The organism is Bacillus sp. FDAARGOS_527, assembly GCF_003812125.1.
GTDB lineage: Bacteria > Bacillota > Bacilli > Bacillales > Bacillaceae_G > Bacillus_A > Bacillus_A paranthracis.
Map to the genome: position 1 here is coordinate 3,913,832 of NZ_CP033795.1, position 24,432 is coordinate 3,938,263.

Annotated in this window: 21 protein-coding genes; 6 read left to right on the plus strand and 15 right to left on the minus strand. The window is 38.3% G+C overall.

Annotated features, from left to right (window positions below; translation table 11 throughout):
• Positions 1–27: 27 nt before the first annotated feature.
• The 8 genes from EGX95_RS23005 to EGX95_RS23040 form a co-directional block, all read right to left on the minus strand.
• Entirely contained in the window at positions 28–1,134 is a 1,107-nt protein-coding gene (locus EGX95_RS23005; protein WP_000369656.1) for a HAMP domain-containing sensor histidine kinase, read from the minus strand.
• Positions 1,127–1,825 carry a response regulator transcription factor gene (locus EGX95_RS23010; protein WP_000822490.1) on the minus strand — a complete coding sequence of 233 codons (699 nt, stop codon included), beginning with the start codon at positions 1,823–1,825 and terminating at the stop codon, positions 1,127–1,129. Before EGX95_RS23010 ends, EGX95_RS23005 begins: the two co-directional genes overlap by 8 nt.
• A 215-nt stretch (positions 1,826–2,040) precedes the next feature.
• A complete protein-coding gene (gene menC, locus EGX95_RS23015; RefSeq protein ID WP_000403280.1) occupies positions 2,041–3,147 on the minus strand; it encodes an o-succinylbenzoate synthase in 1,107 nt (368 codons plus the stop codon).
• Complete coding sequence (locus EGX95_RS23020; protein ID WP_000449584.1) at positions 3,148–4,593, minus strand: o-succinylbenzoate--CoA ligase; 1,446 nt, start codon at positions 4,591–4,593, stop codon at positions 3,148–3,150.
• Positions 4,594–4,910: 317 nt separating this feature from the next.
• Complete coding sequence (gene menB, locus EGX95_RS23025) at positions 4,911–5,729, minus strand: 1,4-dihydroxy-2-naphthoyl-CoA synthase (protein ID WP_000963874.1); 819 nt, start codon at positions 5,727–5,729, stop codon at positions 4,911–4,913.
• 69 nt (positions 5,730–5,798) lie between these two features.
• Positions 5,799–6,611, minus strand: a complete 813-nt coding sequence (gene menH / locus EGX95_RS23030) for a 2-succinyl-6-hydroxy-2,4-cyclohexadiene-1-carboxylate synthase (protein WP_001103342.1) — start codon at positions 6,609–6,611, stop codon at positions 5,799–5,801.
• Entirely contained in the window at positions 6,608–8,362 is a 1,755-nt protein-coding gene (gene menD, locus EGX95_RS23035) for a 2-succinyl-5-enolpyruvyl-6-hydroxy-3-cyclohexene-1-carboxylic-acid synthase (protein WP_001059236.1), read from the minus strand. Before menD ends, menH begins: the two co-directional genes overlap by 4 nt.
• Complete coding sequence (locus tag EGX95_RS23040; RefSeq protein ID WP_000616755.1) at positions 8,359–9,753, minus strand: isochorismate synthase; 1,395 nt, start codon at positions 9,751–9,753, stop codon at positions 8,359–8,361. Before EGX95_RS23040 ends, menD begins: the two co-directional genes overlap by 4 nt.
• A 194-nt stretch (positions 9,754–9,947) precedes the next feature.
• Between EGX95_RS23040 and EGX95_RS23045 the strand changes: the two genes are divergently transcribed.
• Together EGX95_RS23045 and EGX95_RS23050 are read left to right on the plus strand one after the other, a co-directional pair.
• On the plus strand, positions 9,948–10,901 hold the full coding sequence (locus tag EGX95_RS23045) for a 1,4-dihydroxy-2-naphthoate polyprenyltransferase (RefSeq protein ID WP_000425748.1): 954 nt from the start codon (positions 9,948–9,950) through the stop codon (positions 10,899–10,901).
• Between the two features lie 109 nt (positions 10,902–11,010).
• Positions 11,011–11,742, plus strand: coding sequence for a yteA family sporulation protein (locus tag EGX95_RS23050; RefSeq protein ID WP_000957380.1), 732 nt, complete (start codon positions 11,011–11,013; stop codon positions 11,740–11,742).
• A gap of 44 nt (positions 11,743–11,786) precedes the next feature.
• On the opposite strand, the gene cspD is transcribed toward EGX95_RS23050, so the two are convergent.
• Entirely contained in the window at positions 11,787–11,987 is a 201-nt protein-coding gene (cspD, locus tag EGX95_RS23055; RefSeq protein WP_001193054.1) for a cold-shock protein CspD, read from the minus strand.
• Positions 11,988–12,378: 391 nt separating this feature from the next.
• On the opposite strand from cspD, the gene EGX95_RS23060 reads away from it, so the two are divergent.
• A complete protein-coding gene (locus EGX95_RS23060) occupies positions 12,379–13,161 on the plus strand; it encodes a TIGR00266 family protein (protein ID WP_001201255.1) in 783 nt (260 codons plus the stop codon).
• A 23-nt stretch (positions 13,162–13,184) separates the two neighbouring features.
• Here EGX95_RS23060 and EGX95_RS23065 read toward each other — a convergent pair whose 3' ends face one another.
• Positions 13,185–13,955: a MerR family transcriptional regulator gene (locus EGX95_RS23065; protein ID WP_000043965.1), complete on the minus strand. Its 771-nt coding sequence runs from the start codon at positions 13,953–13,955 to the stop codon at positions 13,185–13,187.
• 140 nt (positions 13,956–14,095) lie between these two features.
• On the opposite strand from EGX95_RS23065, the gene EGX95_RS23070 reads away from it, so the two are divergent.
• Positions 14,096–14,818 carry a lipase family protein gene (locus EGX95_RS23070; protein ID WP_001260123.1) on the plus strand — a complete coding sequence of 241 codons (723 nt, stop codon included), beginning with the start codon at positions 14,096–14,098 and terminating at the stop codon, positions 14,816–14,818.
• Positions 14,819–14,894: 76 nt separating this feature from the next.
• Positions 14,895–15,029 (plus strand): hypothetical protein, encoded by a 135-nt coding sequence (locus tag EGX95_RS30960; protein WP_000911074.1) that lies wholly within the window; start codon positions 14,895–14,897, stop codon positions 15,027–15,029.
• Positions 15,030–15,162: 133 nt separating this feature from the next.
• Here EGX95_RS30960 and glgP read toward each other — a convergent pair whose 3' ends face one another.
• From glgP to glgB, 5 genes are all read right to left on the minus strand, one after another.
• A complete protein-coding gene (gene glgP, locus EGX95_RS23075) occupies positions 15,163–17,571 on the minus strand; it encodes a glycogen phosphorylase (RefSeq protein ID WP_000494089.1) in 2,409 nt (802 codons plus the stop codon).
• Between the two features lie 18 nt (positions 17,572–17,589).
• Entirely contained in the window at positions 17,590–19,020 is a 1,431-nt protein-coding gene (gene glgA, locus EGX95_RS23080; RefSeq protein ID WP_002081130.1) for a glycogen synthase GlgA, read from the minus strand.
• A gap of 112 nt (positions 19,021–19,132) precedes the next feature.
• Positions 19,133–20,167 carry a glucose-1-phosphate adenylyltransferase subunit GlgD gene (glgD, locus tag EGX95_RS23085; protein ID WP_000504138.1) on the minus strand — a complete coding sequence of 345 codons (1,035 nt, stop codon included), beginning with the start codon at positions 20,165–20,167 and terminating at the stop codon, positions 19,133–19,135.
• A gap of 18 nt (positions 20,168–20,185) precedes the next feature.
• Positions 20,186–21,316, minus strand: a complete 1,131-nt coding sequence (gene glgC / locus EGX95_RS23090; protein WP_000057613.1) for a glucose-1-phosphate adenylyltransferase — start codon at positions 21,314–21,316, stop codon at positions 20,186–20,188.
• Positions 21,264–23,201 carry a 1,4-alpha-glucan branching protein GlgB gene (gene glgB, locus EGX95_RS23095; protein WP_000111368.1) on the minus strand — a complete coding sequence of 646 codons (1,938 nt, stop codon included), beginning with the start codon at positions 23,199–23,201 and terminating at the stop codon, positions 21,264–21,266. The genes glgC and glgB overlap by 53 nt, the downstream gene beginning before the upstream one ends.
• A 469-nt stretch (positions 23,202–23,670) precedes the next feature.
• Here glgB and EGX95_RS23100 point away from each other — a divergent pair, with 469 nt between their 5' ends.
• Entirely contained in the window at positions 23,671–24,285 is a 615-nt protein-coding gene (locus EGX95_RS23100) for a CalY family protein (protein ID WP_000053945.1), read from the plus strand.
• Positions 24,286–24,432 lie beyond the last annotated feature (147 nt).

Here is a 24,432-nt window from a genome sequence, read left to right on the forward strand (position 1 = left end):
AAAAGTGGGGTAAAGTTTAAATTTTTATTAAATTGTTACGTGCTCGTCTTTTGGCAATCGCACTTCAAACATTGTTCTAACTATATTACTTTCAGCAGAAATCGTACCGTTATGCTGTTCAACAATATTTTTCGCAATAAACAGTCCAAGGCCTGTCCCGCCACGGTTCTCTGACCTCGATTTATCACCTGTATAAAACATATCAAAAAGATACGGTAAGTCTTCTTCTGGAATGCTATCTCCGTAATTCATAACTTGTACAACAACTTCTCCATTATCGATATACCCATTCAGATCAACAAATTGCCCATCATATCCGTAACGAACAGCATTTGTTAACAAGTTTTCAAATACTCTAGCTAACAATTTCCCATCACCGTTAATCGGCAAATGAGGATCAACATTCAATCTAGCTTCTAAATGATGTTTTTCTAATAACGGATACAATTCCTCATCTAGCTGTATAAGCAGCTCACTTATATCAATCGGCTTTTTATCCAGCTTTAGCATGCCATAATTCATACGTGTAATTTCAAATAACTCATCAATTAAACTTTCGAGCCTTTGCGATTTCGTATATGCAATTGTAGAGAAATGTTTAATTTGTTCTTTTGTTAAATTTTCATCTTTAAGAATTAAATCTAAATAACCTAACACAGATGTTAACGGCGTTCTTAAATCGTGAGCTAGGTTAACAATAAGCTGGTCCTTACTACTTTCTGCGAAGTCTCCTCGTTCCACTGCTTCCTTTAACTTTTCACTCGCAACATTTATTTCACGCGCGATGTCTCCAAATTCATCATTTGATGAAACTTGAACTCTATTCGTAAAGTTACCGTTCGCAAGATGATGAATCCCGTTAGAAATCTCACTAAAATACTTTAAATACGGTTTTGTCAAAAAGAAGAAAAAGATAATAGACAACGGGATAAAGAAAATTAAAAAGAAGTTAATGTCTCCAAATTCCCTTACGATCGACCTAAATTGTGCTAAAGGCTCTTCATAGCGAACCATCGTTTTATAATACAACTGCAATCCTTTATAAATTATATAAGTTACAGTTGCAGCGAGCACCATACTTAACGCAAATAAGGCAATCATTTTAAATCGAAAGCTTTTCATCATGTTATCCATTGAAAGTATACCCTACTCCCCACACTGTTTTTATTAACTTATTCTTTCTTTTATCCTCCCCAAGTTTTTTCCGCAATGTGCGAATATGTACCATAACTGTATTTCCGCCTTCAAAATAATCATCGGCCCATACTTGCTGAAAAATATTTTCCACATTGTACACTTTCTTCGGGTGACTCGCTAATAAATATAAAATATCAAACTCTTTCGGTGTTAATTCAACTTGTTCTCCGTACACATTTACCGTTCTTCGCTCAGGATCAATAACGACTCCTCCTACCTCTAAAGCAGATTTATTCTCCGCCACTTTCGGCTGATTTAACGTAAGAAATCGGCGTAATTGTGCATTTACACGTGCGACTAATTCAATCGGTGTAAAAGGTTTCGTCATATAATCATCTGCGCCTAGCACAAGACCTGTCACCTTATCAAAATCAGACGTTTTCGCACTTAAGAAAATGATTGGCATATGATGCTTCGCGCGAATTTGGCGCGTCACTTCATACCCATCCATTTTCGGCATCATAATATCTAAAACCACTAAGTCGATTGGCTGCGTTTCAATAATATGAATTGCCTCTTCTCCATCAGCTGCTTTCACGACGTGGTACCCTTCTTTTTCTAAATGTATCTCAATTAAATCAGCAATTTCTGCCTCATCATCCGCTATTAAAATGGAAATGCGCTTCATTTTACTCCCCCTTTTATACGCTCGATTGTAAACTAGTCTATCCAATTTGTACAATACGAAAAGGTTACTCGCGGGAGTAACCTTTGTAAATAAAATTATATCAGCGATTTTCCAAATATATCGAACACAACTTGAATTATATCGACGTTTCGACAAGGAATATCGACTTACCGACAATTAACGACGAAATTCGCCCACTATTTTAAAGAATCCATTCACCGCTCAAAAACAATCCGCTGCTTCGTGATTTCCGCCAGCCTTCCGCGATCTACTTCATACTCAGCGTCAACACTTTGCGGCACCATCACTTTTCCGCCCTCAAGCGTCACTTCTGGTGAAATAATATCCTCCTCCCAATGTCTACTAGAAGCGGATATATCTCCTGGAATCGTAAAGTTCGGCAATGAGGCAAGCGCAACATTTTGCGCTCGTGAAATTCCCATCTCCACCATACCGCCGCACCAAACTGGTATGTTATGTTCCATACAATAATTATGAATTTGGATCGATTCTGTTAATCCGCCCACTCGCCCCGGTTTAATATTAACGATTTGGCAACTACCAAGTGTAATCGCAACGCGCGCGTCTTCTAAACTATGGATACTTTCGTCTAAACAAATCGGCGTTTCAATCTTCTTCTGTAGCTGTGCATGATCAAGAAAATCGTAATCTGCTAGTGGTTGCTCAATCATCATCAATTGGAATTCATCTAGTCGTTTCAGACTCTCCGTATCCGCTAATGTATACGCTGAATTGGCATCAGCCATTAACGGGATATGCGGAAACTCTTTACGTATTTCTTTTAATAACTCATAATCATGCCCTGGCTTTATTTTCACTTTAAAACGCTCGTATCCTTCTTCAGCGTACTTCTCGATTTGTTTTAACATAACCGGAATCGTATTAAGCCCAATTACAACACCGACTTCAATTTCAGACTTCGTTCCGCCAAGCACTGTCGCTAACGATTTCTTTTGACGCTTCGCATATAAATTCCAAACAGCCCCTTCAATTCCCGCCTTTGCCATTCGGTTTCTTTTTATATGCTGAAACAAGCTCGGCACTTCATTCGGATGAGAAATGTCAGCCTTTAATAAATCCGGTATTAAAAAATCTTGCAGTACATGCAGCGCGGTTTTCACTGTTTCTTCCGTATACCACGGTTCAGAAAATGCAACGACTTCACCAAATCCAATATGTCCGTCCGTATCTTCTAATTCAATGACGATACTTTCACGCTTTTCATACGTTCCGTAGCTTGCAGCAAACGGGATTACGAGTGGCATTTCCGTTATATGAAGTGTCGCTTTTTTTATTTCCACTTACATCTCCTCCACTAATTGTCTTAACTCTCGTCTTAACAATTTTTTCGAAGCGTTTCGTGGTAATTCCTCTAAGAAACATGCTTTTTTCGGCACTTTATATTTCGCTAATTTCTCCTCGCAAAAGTGAATAATTTCTTCTTCTGTTACCTCTCCGCTTTTTACAACAAAAGCAGCGGGTACTTGTCCCCATTTATCATCAGTCATACCGACAACACCAGCTTCCGCTACCGCCGGATGAGAAAGTAACACTTCTTCAATTTGGGCCGGATATATATTTTCCCCACCAGAAATAATTAAATCACTTCGGCGATCTAATACGTATAAAAATCCTTCTTCGTCTAAATAACCGAGGTCGCCAGTATGAAGCCATCCGTTTTGAATTGTTTCGCGCGTCGCATCTTCACGGTTAAAGTAACCACCTGTTACGTTCGGTCCTTTTACTACGATTTCGCCTTCTGTAAATGCCGGCACTACGACGCCATCTTTTTCAATACGAAGTCGGCACTGAAATAGTGGTTTTCCAGCTGATCCTACTTTCGTTAACATATAATCTGCGGACAACGTACAAATTTGCGACGACGTTTCTGTCATACCGTACGTTTGATATACAGGAATTCCTTTTTCTACACACGTTTCTAATATTGGTTTCGGCGCTGGTCCTCCGCCAAGTAACATGCATCGTAAAGAAGATGGGTATGTCTCTGCCCCAAGTCGCTCTAATAAATCAGTTAACATTTTAGAAACGACAGAGATAATTGTTACGCCTCTCGTTTGAAGTGCTTTATGAATAAAATCAGCATCATATTTCGGAACGAGTAAAATGCGCATGCCGTACATAATGTTTTTCATTAAAAGAGATAGCCCACCAACGTGGAACATCGGCATACAAGCTAACCAGCAATCATCATCACGAAGGCCTAAATTAAGCGAAGAACCAACTGCGCTTGCCCAATGATTGCCGTACGTTAAAATAACGCCTTTCGGTTTGCCTGTCGTCCCAGACGTATAAATAATTGTCATTGCTTCTTCTAAAGAAAACTCTTCTTGTATAGAGGCTTCCTCTTTTGGTCCATTCATCACTTCAGCGAATGAATATACAGGAATATCTTTAGCATCAAAGTCTTGATCTGTCACTAAACAAATAACTTCAGCATCATCCATTTGCCAAAGTAGCTCTTCTCTTGAAAGACGCGTATTTAAAAGCACAGCTACTGCACCTACGTAAGATAGGGCGTGAATAACTGTAATCATCTCCATACCATTTTTCATCAGAACAGCCACCTTTTGCCCACGCTTCACTCCAACATGCGTAAGGTGTTCGCAAACAGATACTACTTTTTCATGCAGCTGCATAAAAGTAACTTTCTCTTCCTCTATTTCAATTGCAGTGCGATCTGGTGTTAAAAATGCACGTTGCATTAACCAATTTGGCATCGTCTCCATCACTCATTCTCCTTTCATGAAAGAAAGAGACTTGATATGACATCAAGTCTCTTAGTTGTTTTGTTTCCGATTGATTCCATCTAGCTACAGCGGCTAGAACAGTCGGTCGTTTCACGCCTTCCTACGAGGCAAAAAGCGCCTCTACGTCAGGAGTTCCAACGCCCTCTTGTTCTAAGTGAGCCGCTTTCGCTTTTAAAACATCCAGCTACAGCAGCTAGAATGTTCGGTGGCTTCACTTCTTCCTACGAGGCAAAAAGCGCCTCTACGTCAGAAGCTCCATCCCCCTCACATTCTGAACGAGCTGCTTCCGCTTTTGATCAAGGGAAACGAGGGAATTGACCGAAGTCTGGACGGCGTTTTTCTTTGAACGCGTCGCGACCTTCTTTTGCTTCGTCAGTTGTGTAGTACAATAACGTTGCATCTCCAGCTAGTTGTTGAATACCAGCTAGACCGTCTGTGTCTGCGTTGAATGCAGCTTTTAGGAAACGAAGTGCCATTGGGCTGTTTGCTAAAATTTCTTCTGCCCATTGTACTGTTTCTGCTTCAAGTTGTTCTAATGGTACTACTGTATTTACTAAGCCCATATCAAGCGCTTCTTGCGCGTTGTATTGACGGCATAGGTACCAAATTTCGCGAGCTTTCTTGTGGCCTACCATACGAGCTAAGTAACCAGCTCCGTATCCACCGTCAAAGCTTCCTACTTTAGGACCTGTTTGTCCGAATACAGCGTTGTCTGCAGCAATTGTTAAGTCACATACGATATGAAGTACGTGTCCACCACCGATTGCATAACCTGCTACCATTGCGATAACTGGTTTAGGAATTGCGCGAATTAGACGTTGTAAGTCTAATACATTTAAACGAGGGATTTGGTCGTCACCTACATATCCACCATGACCGCGAACTTTTTGGTCGCCGCCTGAACAGAATGCACGTCCACCTTCACCTGTTAAAATGATAACGCCAACATTTGCATCATCACGAGCATGTGCAAAAGCGTCGATTAACTCCATTACCGTTTTAGGACGGAATGCGTTATGTACTTCAGGGCGGTTAATCGAAATCTTTGCGATACCATTGTATGTTGAATAAATAATATCTTCGTAATTGCCTTCTTTTACCCATTCAATAGCCATTACAACTACCTCCTTGTATATTTCTGATCTCCTCTATAAGTGCAACTTCATTCTTAACTGAAAAAAGCATCACTGCATAGTTTTTAGAAATCCCTTTACTATTGTATCAAAATTTTCCGGTTGTTCCACATGAATTGCATGGCCAGCGCCATCAATTTTGACAAATTTCGCGTCAGAGACGCATTTTTCGATATTTTTTAATATGCGAAAGAACTTTTCATCATGCTCACCGTTCATTAAAAGAACAGGCATTTTTAAGTTTTGCAGCTCATTCCACCATGAAGGCTGAGCCCCTGTTCCCATGCCGCGCAAGCTATTTGCAAGCCCTTTTGGATTGTTAGCGAGTCGTTCTTTTCGCACTGCTTCTTGTACGTTTTGTGCTAAACTTTTTTGCGTTTCAAACAGCGGAATATTTTCCCACATCGATACAAAACTTTCGATGCCTTCTCGCTCAATTTTTTGAGCAAGTCGCTCATCTTTTTCACAGCGTTCTTTTCGCTCATCTTCACTTTCAAGCCCAGCTGTACAGTTTTCTAATAAAAGAGAACGTACATATTCTGGATATAGACACGCCATCGTAATCGCCAGTCTACCGCCCATTGAATAGCCAAGTATATGCGCCTTTTCAATATGAAGATAATCTAGTAGTTCTTTCATTTGCAATGCCGCATTTCGAATATCATAATGCGTCACATCTTCAGGACTTTCCGTTTTTCCGTGCCCAACAATATCTACTAAAATGACTTGAAACTGCTCGCTCCAAGAAGGAATGAAGGAACGCCACGTTTCCATACTTCCCGTAAAACCATGAAGAAGTAGAAGTGGTTCTCCGCTTCCGACTACTTCATATTCATACGATAAACCTTGCAGCGTTACGTTCATTTTGATTCACCTTGCAACGATGTAGTAATGACGTCCTGTGTTTTTGCCCATAACGTACGGTGCAACGTTAAGTTTTCATCACGGTTCGTACAAATTTCCACAACGTGTAAACCTTCTGTCGTCGTTCCTTTTTGTACCTCTTCACGGAATTGCTCCCAACCATTTACACGGCTAAATGAACCACCGTACATGTTGACAACATGCTCATAGTCAAGCCCAATTGGAGTTCCAAATAATGATTCGAAATGTTCCTTTTTCTCATATTGTGGTAAGAATGAGAAAATACCACCACCGTCATTATTTACAACAACAATCGTTATATTTAACTCATGTAATTTTGCGGCTAATAATCCGTTTAAATCATGATAAAATGATAAATCACCGATTACTAATACGAGCGGATCGCAAATCATGCTCGCTCCTAAAGCTGTCGAAATGATTCCATCAATCCCATTTACACCGCGGTTAGCCATCACTTGAATATTTTTATCCGATGTGAAAAAGAATGAATCTGTATCACGAATTGGCATACTATTACTCGCAAATAACGTTGCTCCTTCTGGTAATACGCGGACAATATCCGTAATGACTCTTCCTTCAAACGCAGTATCATATGTTTCCATTTCGCGAAGCGTTTCCTTCGTTTTTTCGTTTATATGTTGCCACATTTGGGACCAATCATTCTTTTTCATAACTGGCATTTTTTCTATTAGTGCACTGCAAAATGCAATATCACTTGCTTGGACAACTTCTGTTGCAACGAGAGCTGGATCTCTCCATTGTCCTGATTCATCAACAACGATATGAACAGCTTTCGTTTGTTTTTTGATGAACTGCGTTAATGCTTTCGAAACAGGCATACCACCGAAGCGAATTATAACTTCTGGCTTCCACGTTTCTTTTAACAGCTCATTTCGTAAAAATGTATCGTAACAGTCGATTACCATCGTTTTATCGTGGTGTCCACTACGAATGTTAGAAAGTGGATCCGCTAATATTGGATATCCCGTTTTTTCAGCTAGTTGCGTTGTAAACGTTGCGATTTCTGAATGACTATCATCTCCACAAATAATAAGCCCCTTTTCCATATGTGAAAGGCGCCCTACAAGAGAATCTACATATTCACTCGGCATCACCGCATTCCCTCGCTGAACTACTCCTGTATATTCTCCGCGTCCTTTATCCCATAAACTTTCTAATGAGAAGTCCGGGATAAGCGGTTCACGAACTGGAAAATTAAGATGAACAGGTCCTTGCGGTGCTAAAAGCGCGCTCGCTATCATGCGCTGCGTTGTCATGCGAGCGTAATGATACATCGCCTCATTCGCTTCTGGAAGTGCCATCTCTGTAAATTGCTTCACAAACGTGCCGTATAAATTAATTTGATTCATCGCTTGTGGTGCACCGACATCTCTTAATTCATGCGGTCTATCTGCCGTTAAGACGATAAGCGGCACTCGCGAATGAAAAGCTTCACATACAGCTGGATAATAGTTCGCTGCAGCCGTTCCTGACGTACATAATAATGCAACAGGACGTTTTTTCGCTTTTGCGATACCGAGCGCAAAAAATCCTGCTGATCTTTCATCTACATGTAAATATGTGTTCATTCCTTCATGTTGTTCCATTAGTAGAGCAATCGGCGTTGACCGTGAGCCTGGACTAATGACAACATCACATACATTTAGACGCGTCAGTTCATCCACGAACGCGCCTAAATAATATGATAATGCTTCTATATGATTGTTCATTTCATTAATTCCTCCAAAGCACCAAGCATCGGTCTAAACTTCAAACTTGTTTCTTCATATTCAAGTTGTGGTACTGAATCAATTACAATCCCGCAACCGGCGAATAAGGATGCTTTCTCGCCATTTAATAATCCGCAGCGAAGTGCAACCGCAAATTCACCATTTCCTTCATCATCTATCCAGCCAATCGGTGCACCATATAATCCTCTGTCTAACAATTCAACATCACGAATCAGTTTCATCGCTTCCAAACGAGGTGTCCCGCCAAGAGCTGGTGTTGGATGTAATTCTTCTACCATTGTTAAAAGACTCGCATCGCCTTTTGCCTCTACAGGCGTATATAAATGAATTAAGTTTTTCGTTGTTAATAAGCCCGGACTTTCCGGAATATTAACAGATTCGCAGTGCTCATTTAATACAGACCTGATCATGTTCACAACATAACCGTGTTCAGCTAAATTCTTTTCATCATGAAGAAGCGCATCACTATTTCGCTTACTTTCTTCTATAGATTGACCATGACCAGTTGAACCAGCAAGACACATTGAAGTAAACTTCTCATCTTCTTTGCGAATTAATCTCTCTGGCGTCGCTCCTAAGAAGCATGCTCCTTTATAATCAAAAGAAAATACGTAACAATCTGGTTGCCCAATGCGAAGCGCTTCTAAAACAAGCGCAGAATCAATATGATGATCCATCTCTACTTTTAGCTCCCTCGCTAATACAACCTTCTGCACGTTCCCCTGCTTCATCTCATCTTGCACTTTCTCAATAGCCTTCATCCAGCCTTTCGGATCCACTTCTACTTTAGAAGTAACTGTTAATTTCGATCCTTCTAGTGCACATTTACTCTCCTCCAAAATTTTCTCTTCTAAAGAAACAATTTCGTTATAAAGAGTTTCTGCACAATCTGTTGCTGAAACGAATGTATTCATTGTTAACCATGCTTTTTCATTTTTTACAGTTAATAAAAATGCTGGTAGTGAAAATGTCGTATCATCAAATTCTTTCCATAAGTCTGTTTTCTCTTTTTCTTGGTCAAATGAAAATCCACCAAATAAAAGAGGACCTGTTCCAAATTCATATTTTTCTCTTTGTACAAACGATTTCTCTTTTACTTTATCCCACTCGTCACGAGCAGTTTGAAAGCGTTTGTGAGAAGCAGTTGCTATAGTGAAAACAGAACCAATTCCAGCAAATATTACATGCTGAGCTGGGTCTGCAAAATAACATCTATTTTCGAATGAGATCCTTTTTCCTGCTGCATAAAACAGAAGTGGATCCATCCAGTCTATTTGTTTTACAAAACTAACCAATATTTTTTCATCAGTTGCATGCTTAATGGCTGCACTTAGAACTTCTTGCAAGCCTTTTTGTTTCGTTTGAATCACAATTGTCTCCCCCCTATGGGCGAAAAATAGTCATAATTACGCTTGATTTTAAGATACACCTCAAACGAAAGGCCTGTCAACGTTTAGCATTTCTGAGAAATTCACCTTCTCTTCCTAGAAAATAAACGTTGACACTAAATGATGCTTTTTCTACACTTAGTTGTGTACAATATGTGACCAAAGGAGGATTCAACATGGAAATGAACGTCGAAACGAATTCCTCTCCTACGGCGCCAAAGCCAAGCAAGCAAACAGGCTGGCGCATTTGGTGGAGTTTACTACGTCCCCATACATTAACAGCAGCTTTCGTTCCTGTTTTCATCGGAACAGCCTATGCAATGCAGGTCGGAGGTATAAATCAAATACATCTCCCTCTTTTCCTTATAATGCTTCTTGCTTGTCTTCTCATTCAGGCAGCAACAAACATGTTTAATGAATACTTTGATTATAAAAGAGGACTTGATCACGAAGGTTCAGTTGGTATCGGCGGCGCTATCGTTCGCGATGGCATTCAGCCAAAAACAGTGCTTAACTTAGCATTTGGATTTTTCGGCATCGCAATACTATTAGGTGTTTATATTTGTATGAATTCTAGCTGGTGGCTTGCTGCAATCGGTCTTGTTTGTATGGCCGTTGCTTACCTTTATACGGGCGGTCCACTTCCCATTGCCTATACACCATTTGGAGAGTTAACAGCCGGATTATTTATGGGTGTCATTATTATCGGGATTTCATTCTTTATTCAAACTGGAACTGTAACATCAGAAGTCGTTTTACTATCTATTCCAAGCTCCATTTTAATTGGTGCCATTTTACTTGCTAACAATATCCGTGACTTAGATGGCGATAAAGAAAACGGTCGTAAAACGTTAGCAATTCTCGTTGGACGCGAGCGAGCAGTTGGTGTACTTGCTTCTATGTTCATCGTTTCCTACATTTGGACAATTGCTTTAATTATCGTCGGCATCGTATCACCATGGATGCTTATCGTATTTTTAAGTGCACCGAAAGCATATAAAGCGACGAAAGGCTTTATCGGCAAAAGCATTCCAATGGAAATGGTACCTGCGATGATAGCAACAGCAAAAACAAATACAATCTTCGGTCTCTTAATGGGAATCGGATTATTACTTGGATATTTCCTTTAAAAGGAGCTGCTAATGCGGCTCCTTTTTCATATACCAATTTCAGCTCATAATTCCTACTCGCAACGCTCATACTATGTAAAGAAACTGAATTGTAGGAAGGTGGACGACTATGTTAACTCCACAACAAATAAATCAATTTAAATCCGTTTTAGAAAAACAAAAGCAAGAACTAGAGCAAACGATACAAACACACGAAAATGAAGATCGTGCATCTGAACGTGAATCTGTTGGAGAGTTATCTAGCTATGATAACCATCCGGCTGATATGGCAACAGAGCTATATGAACGTGAAAAAGACTTCGGGCTTATTGAACTTTGGCATAAACAATTAGAGGATACGAAGCATGCCTTGCAAAAAATAGAAGCGGGTACGTACGGCATTTGCGAAGTATCTGGTGAAGAAATTCCATTTGAAAGATTAGAAGCGATGCCGACTGCTACAACATGCGTTGAGCACGCAACAAATAAGTTAAATATGAATACACGACCAGTCGAAGAAGAAGTATTGTCTCCTTCTTTCCATAAACATGATGAAGATCATTCTGTTGAGTACGATGCAGAAGATGCATGGCAAGATGTAGCCAATTACGGAACATCTGAAACACCATCTGATTTAGAAAGACAAGATTCGAAAAACTATAACGGCATGTACGTAAATAGTGAAGAAAACGTAGGCTACGTAGAGGATTTTGAAAACTTTATCGGTACAGATATGTATGGAAAAAATCCGCAAGTTTTCGCTACGGAAGAACATGAAGAATATGAGCAAATGCTTGATGACTTTGAAGAGCGTACCTTTAAGGGCGAATTGTCTTCAAATGAGTCGAGTTCCAAAGAATAAAAAAAAGCATTCCGAAAATCGGAATGCTTTTTATCGCTAGCTAATTAGTTTTTTGTAACGTTAGCAGCTTGTGGTCCACGGTTACCTTCAACGATTTCGAAAGAAACTTCTTGACCTTCTTCTAAAGTTTTGAATCCGTCACCTTGGATAGCTGAGAAGTGAACGAATACATCGTCTCCACCTTCAACTTCGATGAAACCGAAACCTTTTTCGCTGTTGAACCATTTAACTTTACCTGTTTGCATGTCATGTACCTCCTAAATAAAAATGAAACTATGAATCCACATGAAAAGGTGGATATAAAGGACATGAATGTATAACAAGCTTACAGCCTTTAATTCAACGTGCTTTATTTCCGTACCACATTATGTAGCTCAATAGTGACTTCACTATATCACGCTATATCCAAAACGTCAAATGAGAACACTTTCATTCCATTATTTTTTTATAATTTTAATATAATGTTGAACTTCCATATTCATATTTTATCTCGCTATTTGCGGACTGCTCGATTGGTGAGAGCTGACAACCAATTTTGGGTGCTCCCACTTTATTTGAAAATTAACAAAACTAAAGTATTCTAATCCTATTAAATTCTGTACAATATAAATATCTATTACATACGAGGTGAAAAAAATGAGAGCACATGAAATCGAGTATAAATTATACGGCGATGATATGCAGTTTGTTGAAATTGAGTTAGACCCAGAAGAAAGCGTGATCGCAGAAGCTGGCGCAATGATGATGATGGAAGATTACATAGAAATGGAAACAATCTTCGGCGATGGTTCTGGCCCATCTGGAGGTTTATTCGGAAAATTAATGGGCGCTGGTAAGCGTCTCGTGACAGGCGAAAGCATGTTTATGACTGTATTTACAAATACAGGTCACGGCAAGCGTCACGTATCCTTTGCTGCTCCTTATCCGGGTAAAATTATTCCTGTAGATTTAACAGAATATCAAGGAAAAGTAGTTTGTCAAAAAGATGCATTTCTTTGTGCCGCAAAAGGCGTTTCTATCGGAATCGAGTTTACGAAAAAAATCGGAACTGGTTTCTTCGGCGGTGAAGGTTTCATCATGCAGAAACTTGAAGGTGATGGACTTGCTTTCATGCATGCAGGCGGAACTGTATATAAGCGTGAATTAAAACATGGCGAAAAACTTCGCATCGATACAGGTTGTCTCGTTGCCATGACAAAAGACATTAACTACGATGTCGAGTTCGTTGGAAAAGTAAAAACAGCTCTATTTGGCGGCGAAGGTTTATTCTTCGCAACGTTAGAAGGACCTGGAACAGTTTGGATTCAGTCCTTAACACTTAGCCGCTTAGCAGCACGTCTGACAAGCCCAGCAGCGCAAAGCACTGGTGAAGGCAGCGTTTTAGGTGGACTTGGTCGTTTATTAGATGGAAAAGAGTAAAAAGGGCCCTTATAGGGCTCTTTTTATTTAGGTGGACTATACAAACCACTTTGAATCATATAATACTCCATCGCTTCGTTAAGCCATGCCTCTTCTTCTTCCGTATAAGGAGATGGCATCATATTATTATATTGTTCTTGTGCATTCTCTAATTTACCTAGAGAATACATTGTCTCTTCACCAACATACTTAAGAGTCGCCTTCATATGTTCATCAACCAATTTTTGCACTTCTGAATCCTCAATTTGTCTTCCGAATAACCTTTTCACTTCTTTTGCTAAACGCACAAACTCTTTATCAAGTGCCAGACTCTCTTCTTCTGGTTTATTATATAATCCATCAACTGTTTCTTTTGATACATATTCTTCAAGCCATAAACGTTGTTCAGTTTCTTTTTGAATGCTGTTAATTAGACTCATTAATATGTCACTATCCAACTCTTCATCTTCCTTAAGACATACCATTGTTCGTTCAAGCGCCTTAATCGAAACTTCAATTTGTTTTCTTTTTTCTTCAAAGGCTTTTCTTTGTTGCTCCAATGTTTCTTTTAAACTTACATTCAAACTTGGCATTTTCAGCATGACGCTTATTTCTTCTAAACTATATCCTAATACTTTAAGGCTCACTATTTTTTGTAGCTCTAATATATCTTTTCCTTTGTACACACGGTGACCAGAGCTAACATTCTTTTCAGGTTTAAGTAATCCAATTTCATCGTAATATTGGAGCGTTCGTATCGTTGTACCTGTTCCCCTTGAAAACTCACCAATTGAATAGCCTTCTCTTTTGCTCATCTTACACTCCTCCTAACAGTATGTTTACAAAAATCATACTCCCTCACGTAACTGTAGGTTCAAGCTTTTTTTCTAAAAGAATGAATCAAGTCCCTCACTGCATATATTGAACTATACCTTTTCTTAAGGAGGCTCCCTTAATGCGTACTCCTTTATCCTTTGATAAAGATACCGCCATACTGTTAGCTTCTTGTTGTGAGTTAACATATGAACAATATAAACAAAATGGGATTTTTGAAATACCAGATGGTTTTCAATATGTACAAGGCTTTCAAGGAAAAACCATTCAAACGACAGAATGGTTCGGATTCATACTAGAATCTGAGGATACCGTTATTGTAGCTTTTCGCGGGACACAAACAGATACAGACTGGATTATCGATTCACTCGTTAACCAAAAACCATATCCATATGCTTTAAATAGCGGAAATGTCCATAACGGCTTTCTTTCCATTTATGAATCTTGCCGAGATTCTATTATGGATATGCTCGTATCGTTACCAGCCCATAAGAAACTTCTTGCAACCGGTCATAGCTTAGGCGGCGCACTCGCTACACTACATATACTCGATGCGCGTATAAACACTGCCTTCGCACAGTACGGTCTGTATACATTTGCCTCCCCAAAAGTGGGAGATATTGCATTTCGTAATTATTATAAACTACAAGTAGCTAGTAGCTTTCGTTTCGTCAACTTATTTGATGTCGTTCCACTTCTTCCTCCTCGAAACATAAATTTTAATGACCAAGACTGGGAATATGCACACGTTCATCACAACATGACTTTTACAAAAAACACAAAATCTATTACAAATAATCATGCCATGACAACATACAAAACATGTCTGACTTCTCATTTTTAACCAGTAAACAATTGGAAATTAAATATCCTTATACTATAATAATATATGAAGTTACTTTTGGATGAGGGGACCTTACATGCTAAAATTTATCTTCGCACTTTTTCTCATTGTAATTTTTACGTTTACAGGTTTCTTTACATTTTCATACTTTGCGACAGGAGAATATGGTGGAACGGGTGTAATATATACTGCGATCCCATTTCTTTCTTAAGCAAAAAAGAAAACCGAGCTTAATGAGTTTAAGCTCGGTTTATTTATTAGTGTCAATTTTTGTCGGTAAATCGATATATCTTAAAAATCGCTGATATAAATTTCATATAATCTTTTCCAACGTAGCAATCTCTTTAAATTTGCGTAACTGTATTACCAATACCCCAAATCTCATTACTATACTGTAAAATCGTTCGATCGCTCGCAAAATGACCAGATTGTGCAATATTTAAAATCGACATTTCGAGCCACTTCGTTCGGTTCTCATAAGCTCTACCAACAGCTTCTTGCTTTTCCGCATATGGGCCAAAATCTCGCAGAACGAAATATTCATCATTTTGAATAACGAGAGAATCGTAAATTGCTTCAAATTCAGCTCCCGACTGTGCAAAGAAACCATTCGTTAACTGGTCTACTACCTTCTTAATGTGCCCATTGTGGTGATAATAATCACTTGCACGATATCCACCATTTTGATAGTAATGAAGAACCTCTTCGGCCGTTAAACCGAAAATGAAACAGTTATCATCACCGACTCTATCTTTTATTTCAATATTCGCTCCGTCTAACGTGCCGAGCGTAATCGCACCATTCATCATAAATTTCATATTGCCTGTTCCGGATGCTTCTTTACTCGCCGTTGAAATTTGTTCACTTACATCGGCCGCTGGGAATATATCTTCCGCTACAGACACTCGATAGTTTTCTAGAAAGATAACTTTCATATATTGGCTTACGTACGGATCGTTATTCACTTTCCTTGCAAGTTCATTTATTAATTTAATAATTTTTTTCGCATAGTAATAGCCAGGTGATGCTTTCGCTCCAAAAATAAAAGTACGCGGATAAAATGTAAAACTAGCATCCTCTTTCAAACGGTTATACAAATATAAAATATGAAGAACATTTAATAATTGTCGCTTGTAAGCATGTAGCCTTTTTACTTGCACATCAAAAATAGAATTAGGATCAATTGTAATCCCCATTGTATTATGAATGCGCGCTGCTAAAATCTCTTTGCGCTCTTGTTTTACCTCTGCAAATTTCTCTTGGAAACTCGCATCGTATTGAACTAATTGTAGCTCTTGAAGCTTAATCGGTTCTTTCTTCCACTCTGTTCCAATCGCCTCTGAAATAAGGTTTGTCAGCTGTGGATTCGCCTTCATTAACCAGCGTCTATGAGCGATTCCATTCGTTTTATTATTAAACTTATCTGGATAAAACTCATAAAACAATCGCATTTCACGTTGTTTTAAAATTTCCGTATGAATTTTTGCTACACCATTTACGCTATGACTACCGACAATTGCTAAATGAGCCATTTTCACAAGATCATGCGCAATAATCGCCATCTCTTCAATACGATGCCATTCATACGGATAACGCTCCCAAAGTTCATGACAGAAACGTTCATTAATCTCTTCAATAATCATATAAATTCTCGGTAATAACGGTTTAAAAATGTGAATTGGCCACTTCTCAAGCGCTTCTGATAACGTCGTATGATTCGTATAAGAAATCGTTTGCGTCGTTATGTGCCAAGCTTCTTCCCATGCTAGTTTTTCTTCATCTAATAAAATACGCATCAGTTCTGGAATCGCCAAAACTGGATGTGTATCATTAATATGAATCGCAATTTTCTCATGTAATTGACGAAGGTCACCATATCTTTCTCTATGCATACGAACGATATTTTGCAAGCTTGCTGATACGAGGAAATACTGTTGTTTCAAACGAAGTATTTTCCCCTCATCATGCGTATCATCTGGATATAAAAACTCCGATACCGCTTCTGTTTCACGCTTATATTTCAAAATATCTTTGCAATTTTGTGGGAAAGGAACTGGTTCCGCATTCCAAAGTCTAAGTGTATTTACAGTACTCGTCTCATAACCTACTACTGGAACGTCATATGGTACGGCCATAATTACTTCTGCATTTGTATGCCTGAATTCTAAACGCCCATCAATGTAGAGCGGTTCAACATTGCCGAAATAACTTACTTCTACAGCTTGATCATGCCTTCTTACTTCCCATACATTTTCATGAAGAAGCCACTGTTCTGGAAATTCAACTTGATAACCATCAACAATTTTTTGATCAAATAAGCCGTGTTTGTAACGAATTCCGCACCCATGACCTGGTAAGTTTAAAGATGCAAGTGAATCAAGGAAACAGGCTGCTAATCGTCCAAGTCCACCATTTCCAAGACCTGCATCTGCTTCCACCTCTTCTAATTGTTGCAACGAAATTCCAAGCTCAGAAAGCCCTTGCTCACATACATCCTTGATGCCTAAATTTAATATGTTACTTCCAAGCAAACGCCCAAGTAAAAACTCAATGGATAAGTAATACATTTGCTTTCGCTCTCCAGACCGATAACTTTCATTCGTTGCAATCCATTGACTATTCATATACTCACGTACCATATACCCAAGCGTATTGTATTGATCACGAGTTGTAGATTCTTTGAAACTTTTACCATACATCGTCTCTAACTTTTCTAGAAAAGCTGATTTGAAACTTTCAACATGAGTAAACATCTCTTCACCACCTACATGTTATTCCATGAGACTTTTATACAATTTCTTATAAGCCAGAGCTGATTTTTCCCAGCTATAATCTTCAGTCATTGCTTGTTTTACAAGCTGCTCCCATACCGGTTTATCCTGATAAAATTCAATTGCACGACGAACAGTGTGCAACATGTCATGTGCATTAAAGTTCGTGAAACTGAAACCATTTCCTTCTCCAGTTTCTTCGTCATAAGATTGTACCGTATCATTTAATCCGCCTGTCTCTCTTACAATTGGAATCGTACCGTACGCTAATGCGATAAGTTGTCCAAGTCCACATGGTTCAAACAATGATGGCATTAAGAATAAATCACTTCCCGCATATACTTGGTGGGCTAATTCTTCATTAAAGCCAATATACACTTTTACCTTCTCAGGATACTCATATGCCATCCACTCAAAGAATTTCTCATATTCCGAATCACCTGATCCTAAAATAATACATTGTACATCTTCTTCCATTATTTCACGGAATACAGTACGTACTAAATCAAGACCTTTTTGCTTCGTTAATCTCGTTACCATTGAAATAATCGGCGTTTCTTCTTTTTCTGGCAAACCAAAATAACGCTGCAACGCGCGTTTATTTTTACTCTTTTCATATAATGAATCTGCATCGTACTGAGCAGTAATATACGAATCCGTTTCTGGATTATACACGCTCGTATCAATTCCATTTACAATGCCGCTAAGCTTACCATTATATTTTCGCAACAATCCATCTAACTTCTCACCGAAAAATTCATATTGAATTTCTTCTTTATATGTCGGGCTAACCGCTGTAATTTGATCAGAAGCGATAATACCGCCTTTCATAAAGTTCACATTTCCATAAAACTCTAACTGCTCACTATGAAAATATTCATCACCAAGTTCTAGCAAGTCGTACATTACTTCAGGAGGAAATACACCTTGGAACTGCAAGTTATGAATTGTATATACTGTTTTAATATGCTCATATAATGGGTTATCTTGATACTTTTCACGTAGTAAGAAATTTACCATAGCTGTATGCCAATCATGGCTATGAAGAACATCCACTTCAAAGTCAAGATGAGGAATACACTCTAAAACTGCTTTCGAAAAATAAGAAAAACGCTCTCCGTCATCATAATGACCATACAGAGAATCCCTCTTAAAATAATATTCATTATCTATTAAGTAATACGTAATCCCGTCTTGCTCACCTTTTAAAATTCCGCAATATTGATTTCTCCATCCAAGCGGGACGTTAATTACTTTATGTAGCGTACATCCATCCCTTAATTTTTGCGGAATAAGACTATAATTCGGGAGTATAATACGAACTTCCACACCTAATTTTTTTAGCTCTTTTGGGAGCGCACCTGCTACATCAGCTAATCCTCCCGATTTAACAAATGGTACACATTCTGATACTGCAAATAAAATATTCACTTGTTGTCCCACTGCACGAAAAGCTTATACTACTTCCCTTGCAGCTTCCTCCCTTCGAGTTTTCATTTAAATTAAAACTTTAATCAGTGGAGGAAAAACCCCCACTGATTCCTTAAGAATAACTATTAATCGTACTGTTTTGCACGCTTCCTTTTTCTACAACGTATGGCTCATCGGCGTTTCCTTTTAGTACAACACCGTCACCAATTTTCACATCTTTATCAATAATAACACCGTCTATTATACAGTTATCTCCAATTTGGCTCTTTTGCATAATAATGCTATTACGAACAATTGAACCTTTCCCAATTTTAACAGAACGGGAGACAACACTATTTTCTACTTCACCTTCGATAATACTACCATTTGCAATCATTGTATTTTTCACGACTGCACCCTTTACATAACGAGTTGGTGGCTCATCTTTTACTTTCGTAAAGATTGGTGCTTCTTTCTTAAATAGTTGCTTCCAAATAGCAGGTTGCAAAATTTCTAAGCTATGTTTATAGTAGCTTTCAATTGAATCAATAATAGCTACATATCCTGTATGCTCATACGTAGCAATATGTAGTGATTTTCCGCGCTTTTCTCTCACTACATCGAATAAGCTATATTGCTCCACATCTTTATATGAATCGAATAAATCTAACAGTAATTGTTTCTTTAACACGTACGTTTGAAGCGAAACCCCTTCATGGCAAACTTCCGTAATATCAGCTGCCGTATGTATATGTCGCTCTAACACCGCTTGAAAATTCAATGCTGTTACGAGATGGCTATTCGTAATAACGACGTATTCTTCTCTAGCTCTTAGAAAATAATCAATATGTCTTCTAAAATGTGCAAAAGATCCAAATTCATCTTGATCACATTGGCAATTTGGCGGGAATAAAAACAGTCCGTCTCTTTTTCTATCTAAATCCCACTGTTTGCCTGAACCAACGTGGTCCATTAACGAGCGGTTTTTATGACTTGTAAAAACCGCTACACTATGAATATTAGAATTCACCATATTTGAAAGCATGAAATCAATGAGTCGATAACGGCCCCCAAACGGTAACGCCGCTAGTGAACGATGCCCTGTTACTTTCTTTAAGGAAGGAAAACTTCCCGTTGCATTAATAATTCCTAACATTTTTTCTCCCATTCATTTCATCCCCCTTTTCTATTTCCCTTCAGCAATGAGTACTACATCGTCGACATTTTTTTCTGGACGAATAATTGTTCCATCTTCAATAACCATTTCTGATCCAACGATCGCTCTTTCAATCACAACATTTTTACCAATCTTCGCTCCCGGCATAACGACAGAATCAATAACCATACTACCTTCTTCCACCGTCACTCCTTGGAATAGTACAGAATGCTTCACGTCCCCTTCAATGACGCATCCTTCGTTAATAAGTGATTCTTCTACTTTTGCCTTTTCAGCGATATATTGAGGTGGTTCGTTTGGATTAACAGAATAAATACGCCAATTACGATCATTTAAATTCAGTGATGTTTCATCGCGAAGTAAATCCATATTCGCTTCCCATAAGCTTTTCACCGTTCCAACATCTTTCCAATACCCTTCAAACGGATACGCCATTAACTTCTTCCCTTCATCTAATAAAAGCGGAAGTACATCTTTTCCGAAATCATTACTAGATTCAGGGTTTCTTGCATCCATTTCTAAATACTCTTTCAAAATTGCCCAGTTAAAAATGTAAATTCCCATTGATGCAAGATTACTTCTTGGAAATTGCGGTTTCTCTTCAAATTCAACAATCTCCATCTCTTCGTTCGTATTCATAATACCGAAACGACTCGCCTCATCCCAAGGCACTTCAATAACAGAAATGGAAACGTCCGCTTCTTTCTCAATATGGTAATCTAGCATTTTACTGTAATCCATTTTATAAATATGGTCGCCTGATAAAATGAGAACATACTCTGGTTCATATTGACTTAAATAGTTTAAGTTTTGATAAATGGCACTTGCCGTACCTGTGTACCACTTCACACCTGAAGACTCCGCATAAGGAGGTAATACTGTGACTCCACCGCTTACTCGGTCTAAATCCCACGCATTGCCGATTCCGATATAATTATGAAGTTCGAGTGGTTGATATTGCGTTAAAATCCCAACCGTTTCAATACCAGAATTTGCGCAGTTACTTAGCGTAAAATCAATAATGCGATATTTACCACCAAATGGAACAGCTGGCTTGGCTAAATTTTTTGTTAATGCACTTAATCGACTACCTTTTCCCCCTGCTAGTAACATTGCTACGCACTTTTGTTTTTGAGCCATCTTGTTTTTTGCTCCCCTTTCTCGTCTTCACTGGTCGTAATATGGATACGCCAAATGGTGGAATTGTAATTTCTACATGTGCTGCTTGATTATGAAACGGCTCTTGAATCGCCTTCAGACGCTTCTTATTTACTTGCCCTGATCCGCCATATTGCTCAGCATCACTGTTTAAAACCTCGTTATAATACTCGAAATCTGGTACACCTACTTTATAGTTTTCATATGTAGCTTTCGTAAAATTACATACGACAACTAACGCATCTTCTTGTTTATCCCCTTGGCGGATAAAAGAGAAAATACTTTGCTCATTATTATTAGCATCAATCCACTGAAATCCTTCAGGCGAATGATCAAGCTGCCAAAGTGGTTTGGAGCGCTTATACAATGCTATGAGCTCTTTAAAGTAATCATGCATATAACGATGCATTTCAAAATCATGTAAATTCCAATCTAAATCTTCAAGGTCTTTCCACTCATCAAACTGCCCGAATTCTCCACCCATGAAAAGTAATTTCTTTCCTGGATGAGTAAAGAAATATCCATATAATAAACGAAGTTGAGCAAACTTATCCCAGTAGTCTCCTGGCATTTTATTTAATAACGACTTTTTCCCATGAACGACTTCATCATGAGAAAGCGGTAATATGAAATTTTCAGAGTAAGCATATAGTAAAGAGAACGTCATTTTCTCATGAATATATTTTCTGTACTCTGGCGCACACTCCATATACTTCAGCACGTCATTCATCCAGCCCATATTCCATTTGTAATTGAATCCAAGCCCACCTTCATACGTTGGAGCTGTTACAAGTGGCCAAGCTGTTGAATCCTCTGCTGTCATAAGGAAATCTTCATCCTCTGCAAATACCGCTTCATTTAACTCCCGTAAAAATGAAACAGCGTGCTCATTACTTTGCTCTTGTCCTTCTTTATTCCAGTACAGCATGTTTGCAACTGCATCCACCCTGAAACCATCAATGTGGAAATATCTCATCCAAAATAACGCATTTGAAATTAAGAAATTACGTACTTCCCTCTTTCCTAAATCAAAGTTAACAGTTCCCCATACTGGATTTTCTTGCACATCTTTATCTTTATATTCATAAGTCGGTGTCCCATCAAACAAATATAAACCGTGAGCATCTTTACAAAAATGCCCCGGCACCCAATCTAAAATGACACCGATTCCATATTTATGACATTCATCGACAAAATACATCAAATCATGTGGCGTGCCGAATCTACTCGTTGCGGCATAATATCCCGTTCCTTGATATCCCCAAGAACGATCATACGGATGCTCAACAAGGGGCATAATTTCAATATGTGTAAATTGATGTTCCACCACATAAGGAATGAGTTCTTCTGCCATTTCCCTGTAAGAATACAGCGTTCCATCTTCTTTCTTTTTCCAAGAACCGAAATGCAATTCATAAACTGTCATCGCTTCTTTATAAACCGATTTTTTCTTTTTCTTACGACTCCAGTTTTTATCATTCCATTCGTATCCCTTTATATCAAAAACTACAGATGCCGTATTCGGTCTTACTTCTGCATATACAGCATACGGATCTGCCTTAAAAATGACATCACCAGCCGTCGTTTCAATCGCATATTTATATATTTCTTTTTCTTCAATATGCGGTATAAATAAGGACCAAATTCCCTCTTCTGTCACTTGTAGCATCTTATGTTGCTCATAATCCCATTCATTAAAATCTCCAACAACACTCATTGCTTTCGCATGAGGAGCCCATACTGTAAATCGTACACCTCGCATCTCATCTTCCGTCACAATATGTGCGCCAAAGATGTTATAACTGTCATAGTACTTTTCTGTATGAAACTCATCTCGTTTCACTTCTTCACAATTTATTACACTCAATATGCTCACCTCACTAAGATGACAGAATTTTTTATACTTTACCAATTCTGCGAAAAACTGAAATATCCTTGTTAATTTATAAAAAACATACGTTTTTTTCTTAAAAATGTTGAATTTTTTTCACATTTCTATTTAAAATATCGAATTTTGACGAATATTCATTGAAAACGCTTCATTTTTTACTAGCTTTTCATCTTACTATTTATTTCTCAACATCTATTTTATTAGCTTTATCCCCTTTTTCATGCTATTTCCCACTTGAAATCGCAACAAAATAATCTACCATAAAAAAATGTTTCTCAACATTTTTCGTCACAATTTTATTGAAATGGAAAATTGATAAGCATATACTTGTTCTCAATAAAGAACAGAGACTTTTCGTAACTATAATTCATAGTGGACTACTATGTTTACTTATTTATCCTTGTTACGAACAGTCGCTATAAAAATTTAATTAGGGGGCTTTCTTATGTCATTAAAACAAAAGGTTGGAATGGGAGTTGTCACCGCAACGCTCGGCTTATCCCTTACATTCGGCGGTGTATTCGCCTACTTCAGTGATTCTGAAACATCTAGTAACTCATTTCAAGCTGGAACACTAGACCTTTCTATTAATCCCAATGTAATCGTTGATGTGAAAGATTTAAAGCCAGGTGATTTTATTGAAAAGAATTTCACGCTTGAAAATAAAGGGTCATTGGATATTGCAAAAGTAGCACTTGAAACATCCTATGAAGTTACAGATGCAAAGAAAAATAATGATGGTGAAGATTTAGGCGATCACATCATCGTCAAATTTTTAGTGAATGATGGAAAACCATCTAATCCAAACGATGATCATGAAATTTTGTGGGAAACAAAACTATCACAATTAAAGACTATGAAACCTGAGGATGTGGCTACTTCTTTAGAACGTCATAACTTAATAGACGGTATTAAATCTGGTGAAACAGATTATTTACACGTGCTCTTCTCCTTTGAAGACAACGAACAAGATCAAAATAAATTCCAGGGTGATTCCTTACAGCTAAACTGGACATTCCATGCAGAGCAAACACCGGGCACAGATAAAGTGAAACTTTAATCAGTGGGGGTTTTCTTCATCCCCCACTGATTATCAGCCCTCACCAATCGGACTTTTATGAGCAGTTGATCCCCCACCTAACTTCTTTGCTTTCGCTGCATTTTAAGGTGGGGGTCTTACTGCCCATTAAAGTCGGAAAAATAATTT

Excerpts from the sequence above, each read along its gene's own strand:
- EGX95_RS23070 (WP_001260123.1), top strand. The coding sequence starts at position 14,096 with ATGCGTACTCCTTTATCCTTTGATAAAGATACCGCCATACTGTTAGCT.
- menB (WP_000963874.1), bottom strand. The coding sequence starts at position 5,729 with ATGGCTATTGAATGGGTAAAAGAAGGCAATTACGAAGATATTATTTAT.
- glgP (WP_000494089.1), bottom strand. The coding sequence starts at position 17,571 with ATGTTTACTCATGTTGAAAGTTTCAAATCAGCTTTTCTAGAAAAGTTA.
- cspD (WP_001193054.1), bottom strand. The coding sequence starts at position 11,987 with ATGCAAACAGGTAAAGTTAAATGGTTCAACAGCGAAAAAGGTTTCGGT.
- EGX95_RS23045 (WP_000425748.1), top strand. The coding sequence starts at position 9,948 with ATGGAAATGAACGTCGAAACGAATTCCTCTCCTACGGCGCCAAAGCCA.
- EGX95_RS23005 (WP_000369656.1), bottom strand. The coding sequence starts at position 1,134 with ATGGATAACATGATGAAAAGCTTTCGATTTAAAATGATTGCCTTATTT.
- EGX95_RS23065 (WP_000043965.1), bottom strand. The coding sequence starts at position 13,955 with ATGAGCAAAAGAGAAGGCTATTCAATTGGTGAGTTTTCAAGGGGAACA.
- glgD (WP_000504138.1), bottom strand. The coding sequence starts at position 20,167 with ATGGGAGAAAAAATGTTAGGAATTATTAATGCAACGGGAAGTTTTCCT.
- EGX95_RS23050 (WP_000957380.1), top strand. The coding sequence starts at position 11,011 with ATGTTAACTCCACAACAAATAAATCAATTTAAATCCGTTTTAGAAAAA.
- EGX95_RS23010 (WP_000822490.1), bottom strand. The coding sequence starts at position 1,825 with ATGAAGCGCATTTCCATTTTAATAGCGGATGATGAGGCAGAAATTGCT.
- EGX95_RS23060 (WP_001201255.1), top strand. The coding sequence starts at position 12,379 with ATGAGAGCACATGAAATCGAGTATAAATTATACGGCGATGATATGCAG.
- EGX95_RS30960 (WP_000911074.1), top strand. The coding sequence starts at position 14,895 with ATGCTAAAATTTATCTTCGCACTTTTTCTCATTGTAATTTTTACGTTT.
- menH (WP_001103342.1), bottom strand. The coding sequence starts at position 6,611 with ATGAACGTAACGCTGCAAGGTTTATCGTATGAATATGAAGTAGTCGGA.
- EGX95_RS23020 (WP_000449584.1), bottom strand. The coding sequence starts at position 4,593 with ATGGAGACGATGCCAAATTGGTTAATGCAACGTGCATTTTTAACACCA.
- EGX95_RS23100 (WP_000053945.1), top strand. The coding sequence starts at position 23,671 with ATGTCATTAAAACAAAAGGTTGGAATGGGAGTTGTCACCGCAACGCTC.
- glgC (WP_000057613.1), bottom strand. The coding sequence starts at position 21,316 with ATGGCTCAAAAACAAAAGTGCGTAGCAATGTTACTAGCAGGGGGAAAA.
- menD (WP_001059236.1), bottom strand. The coding sequence starts at position 8,362 with ATGAACAATCATATAGAAGCATTATCATATTATTTAGGCGCGTTCGTG.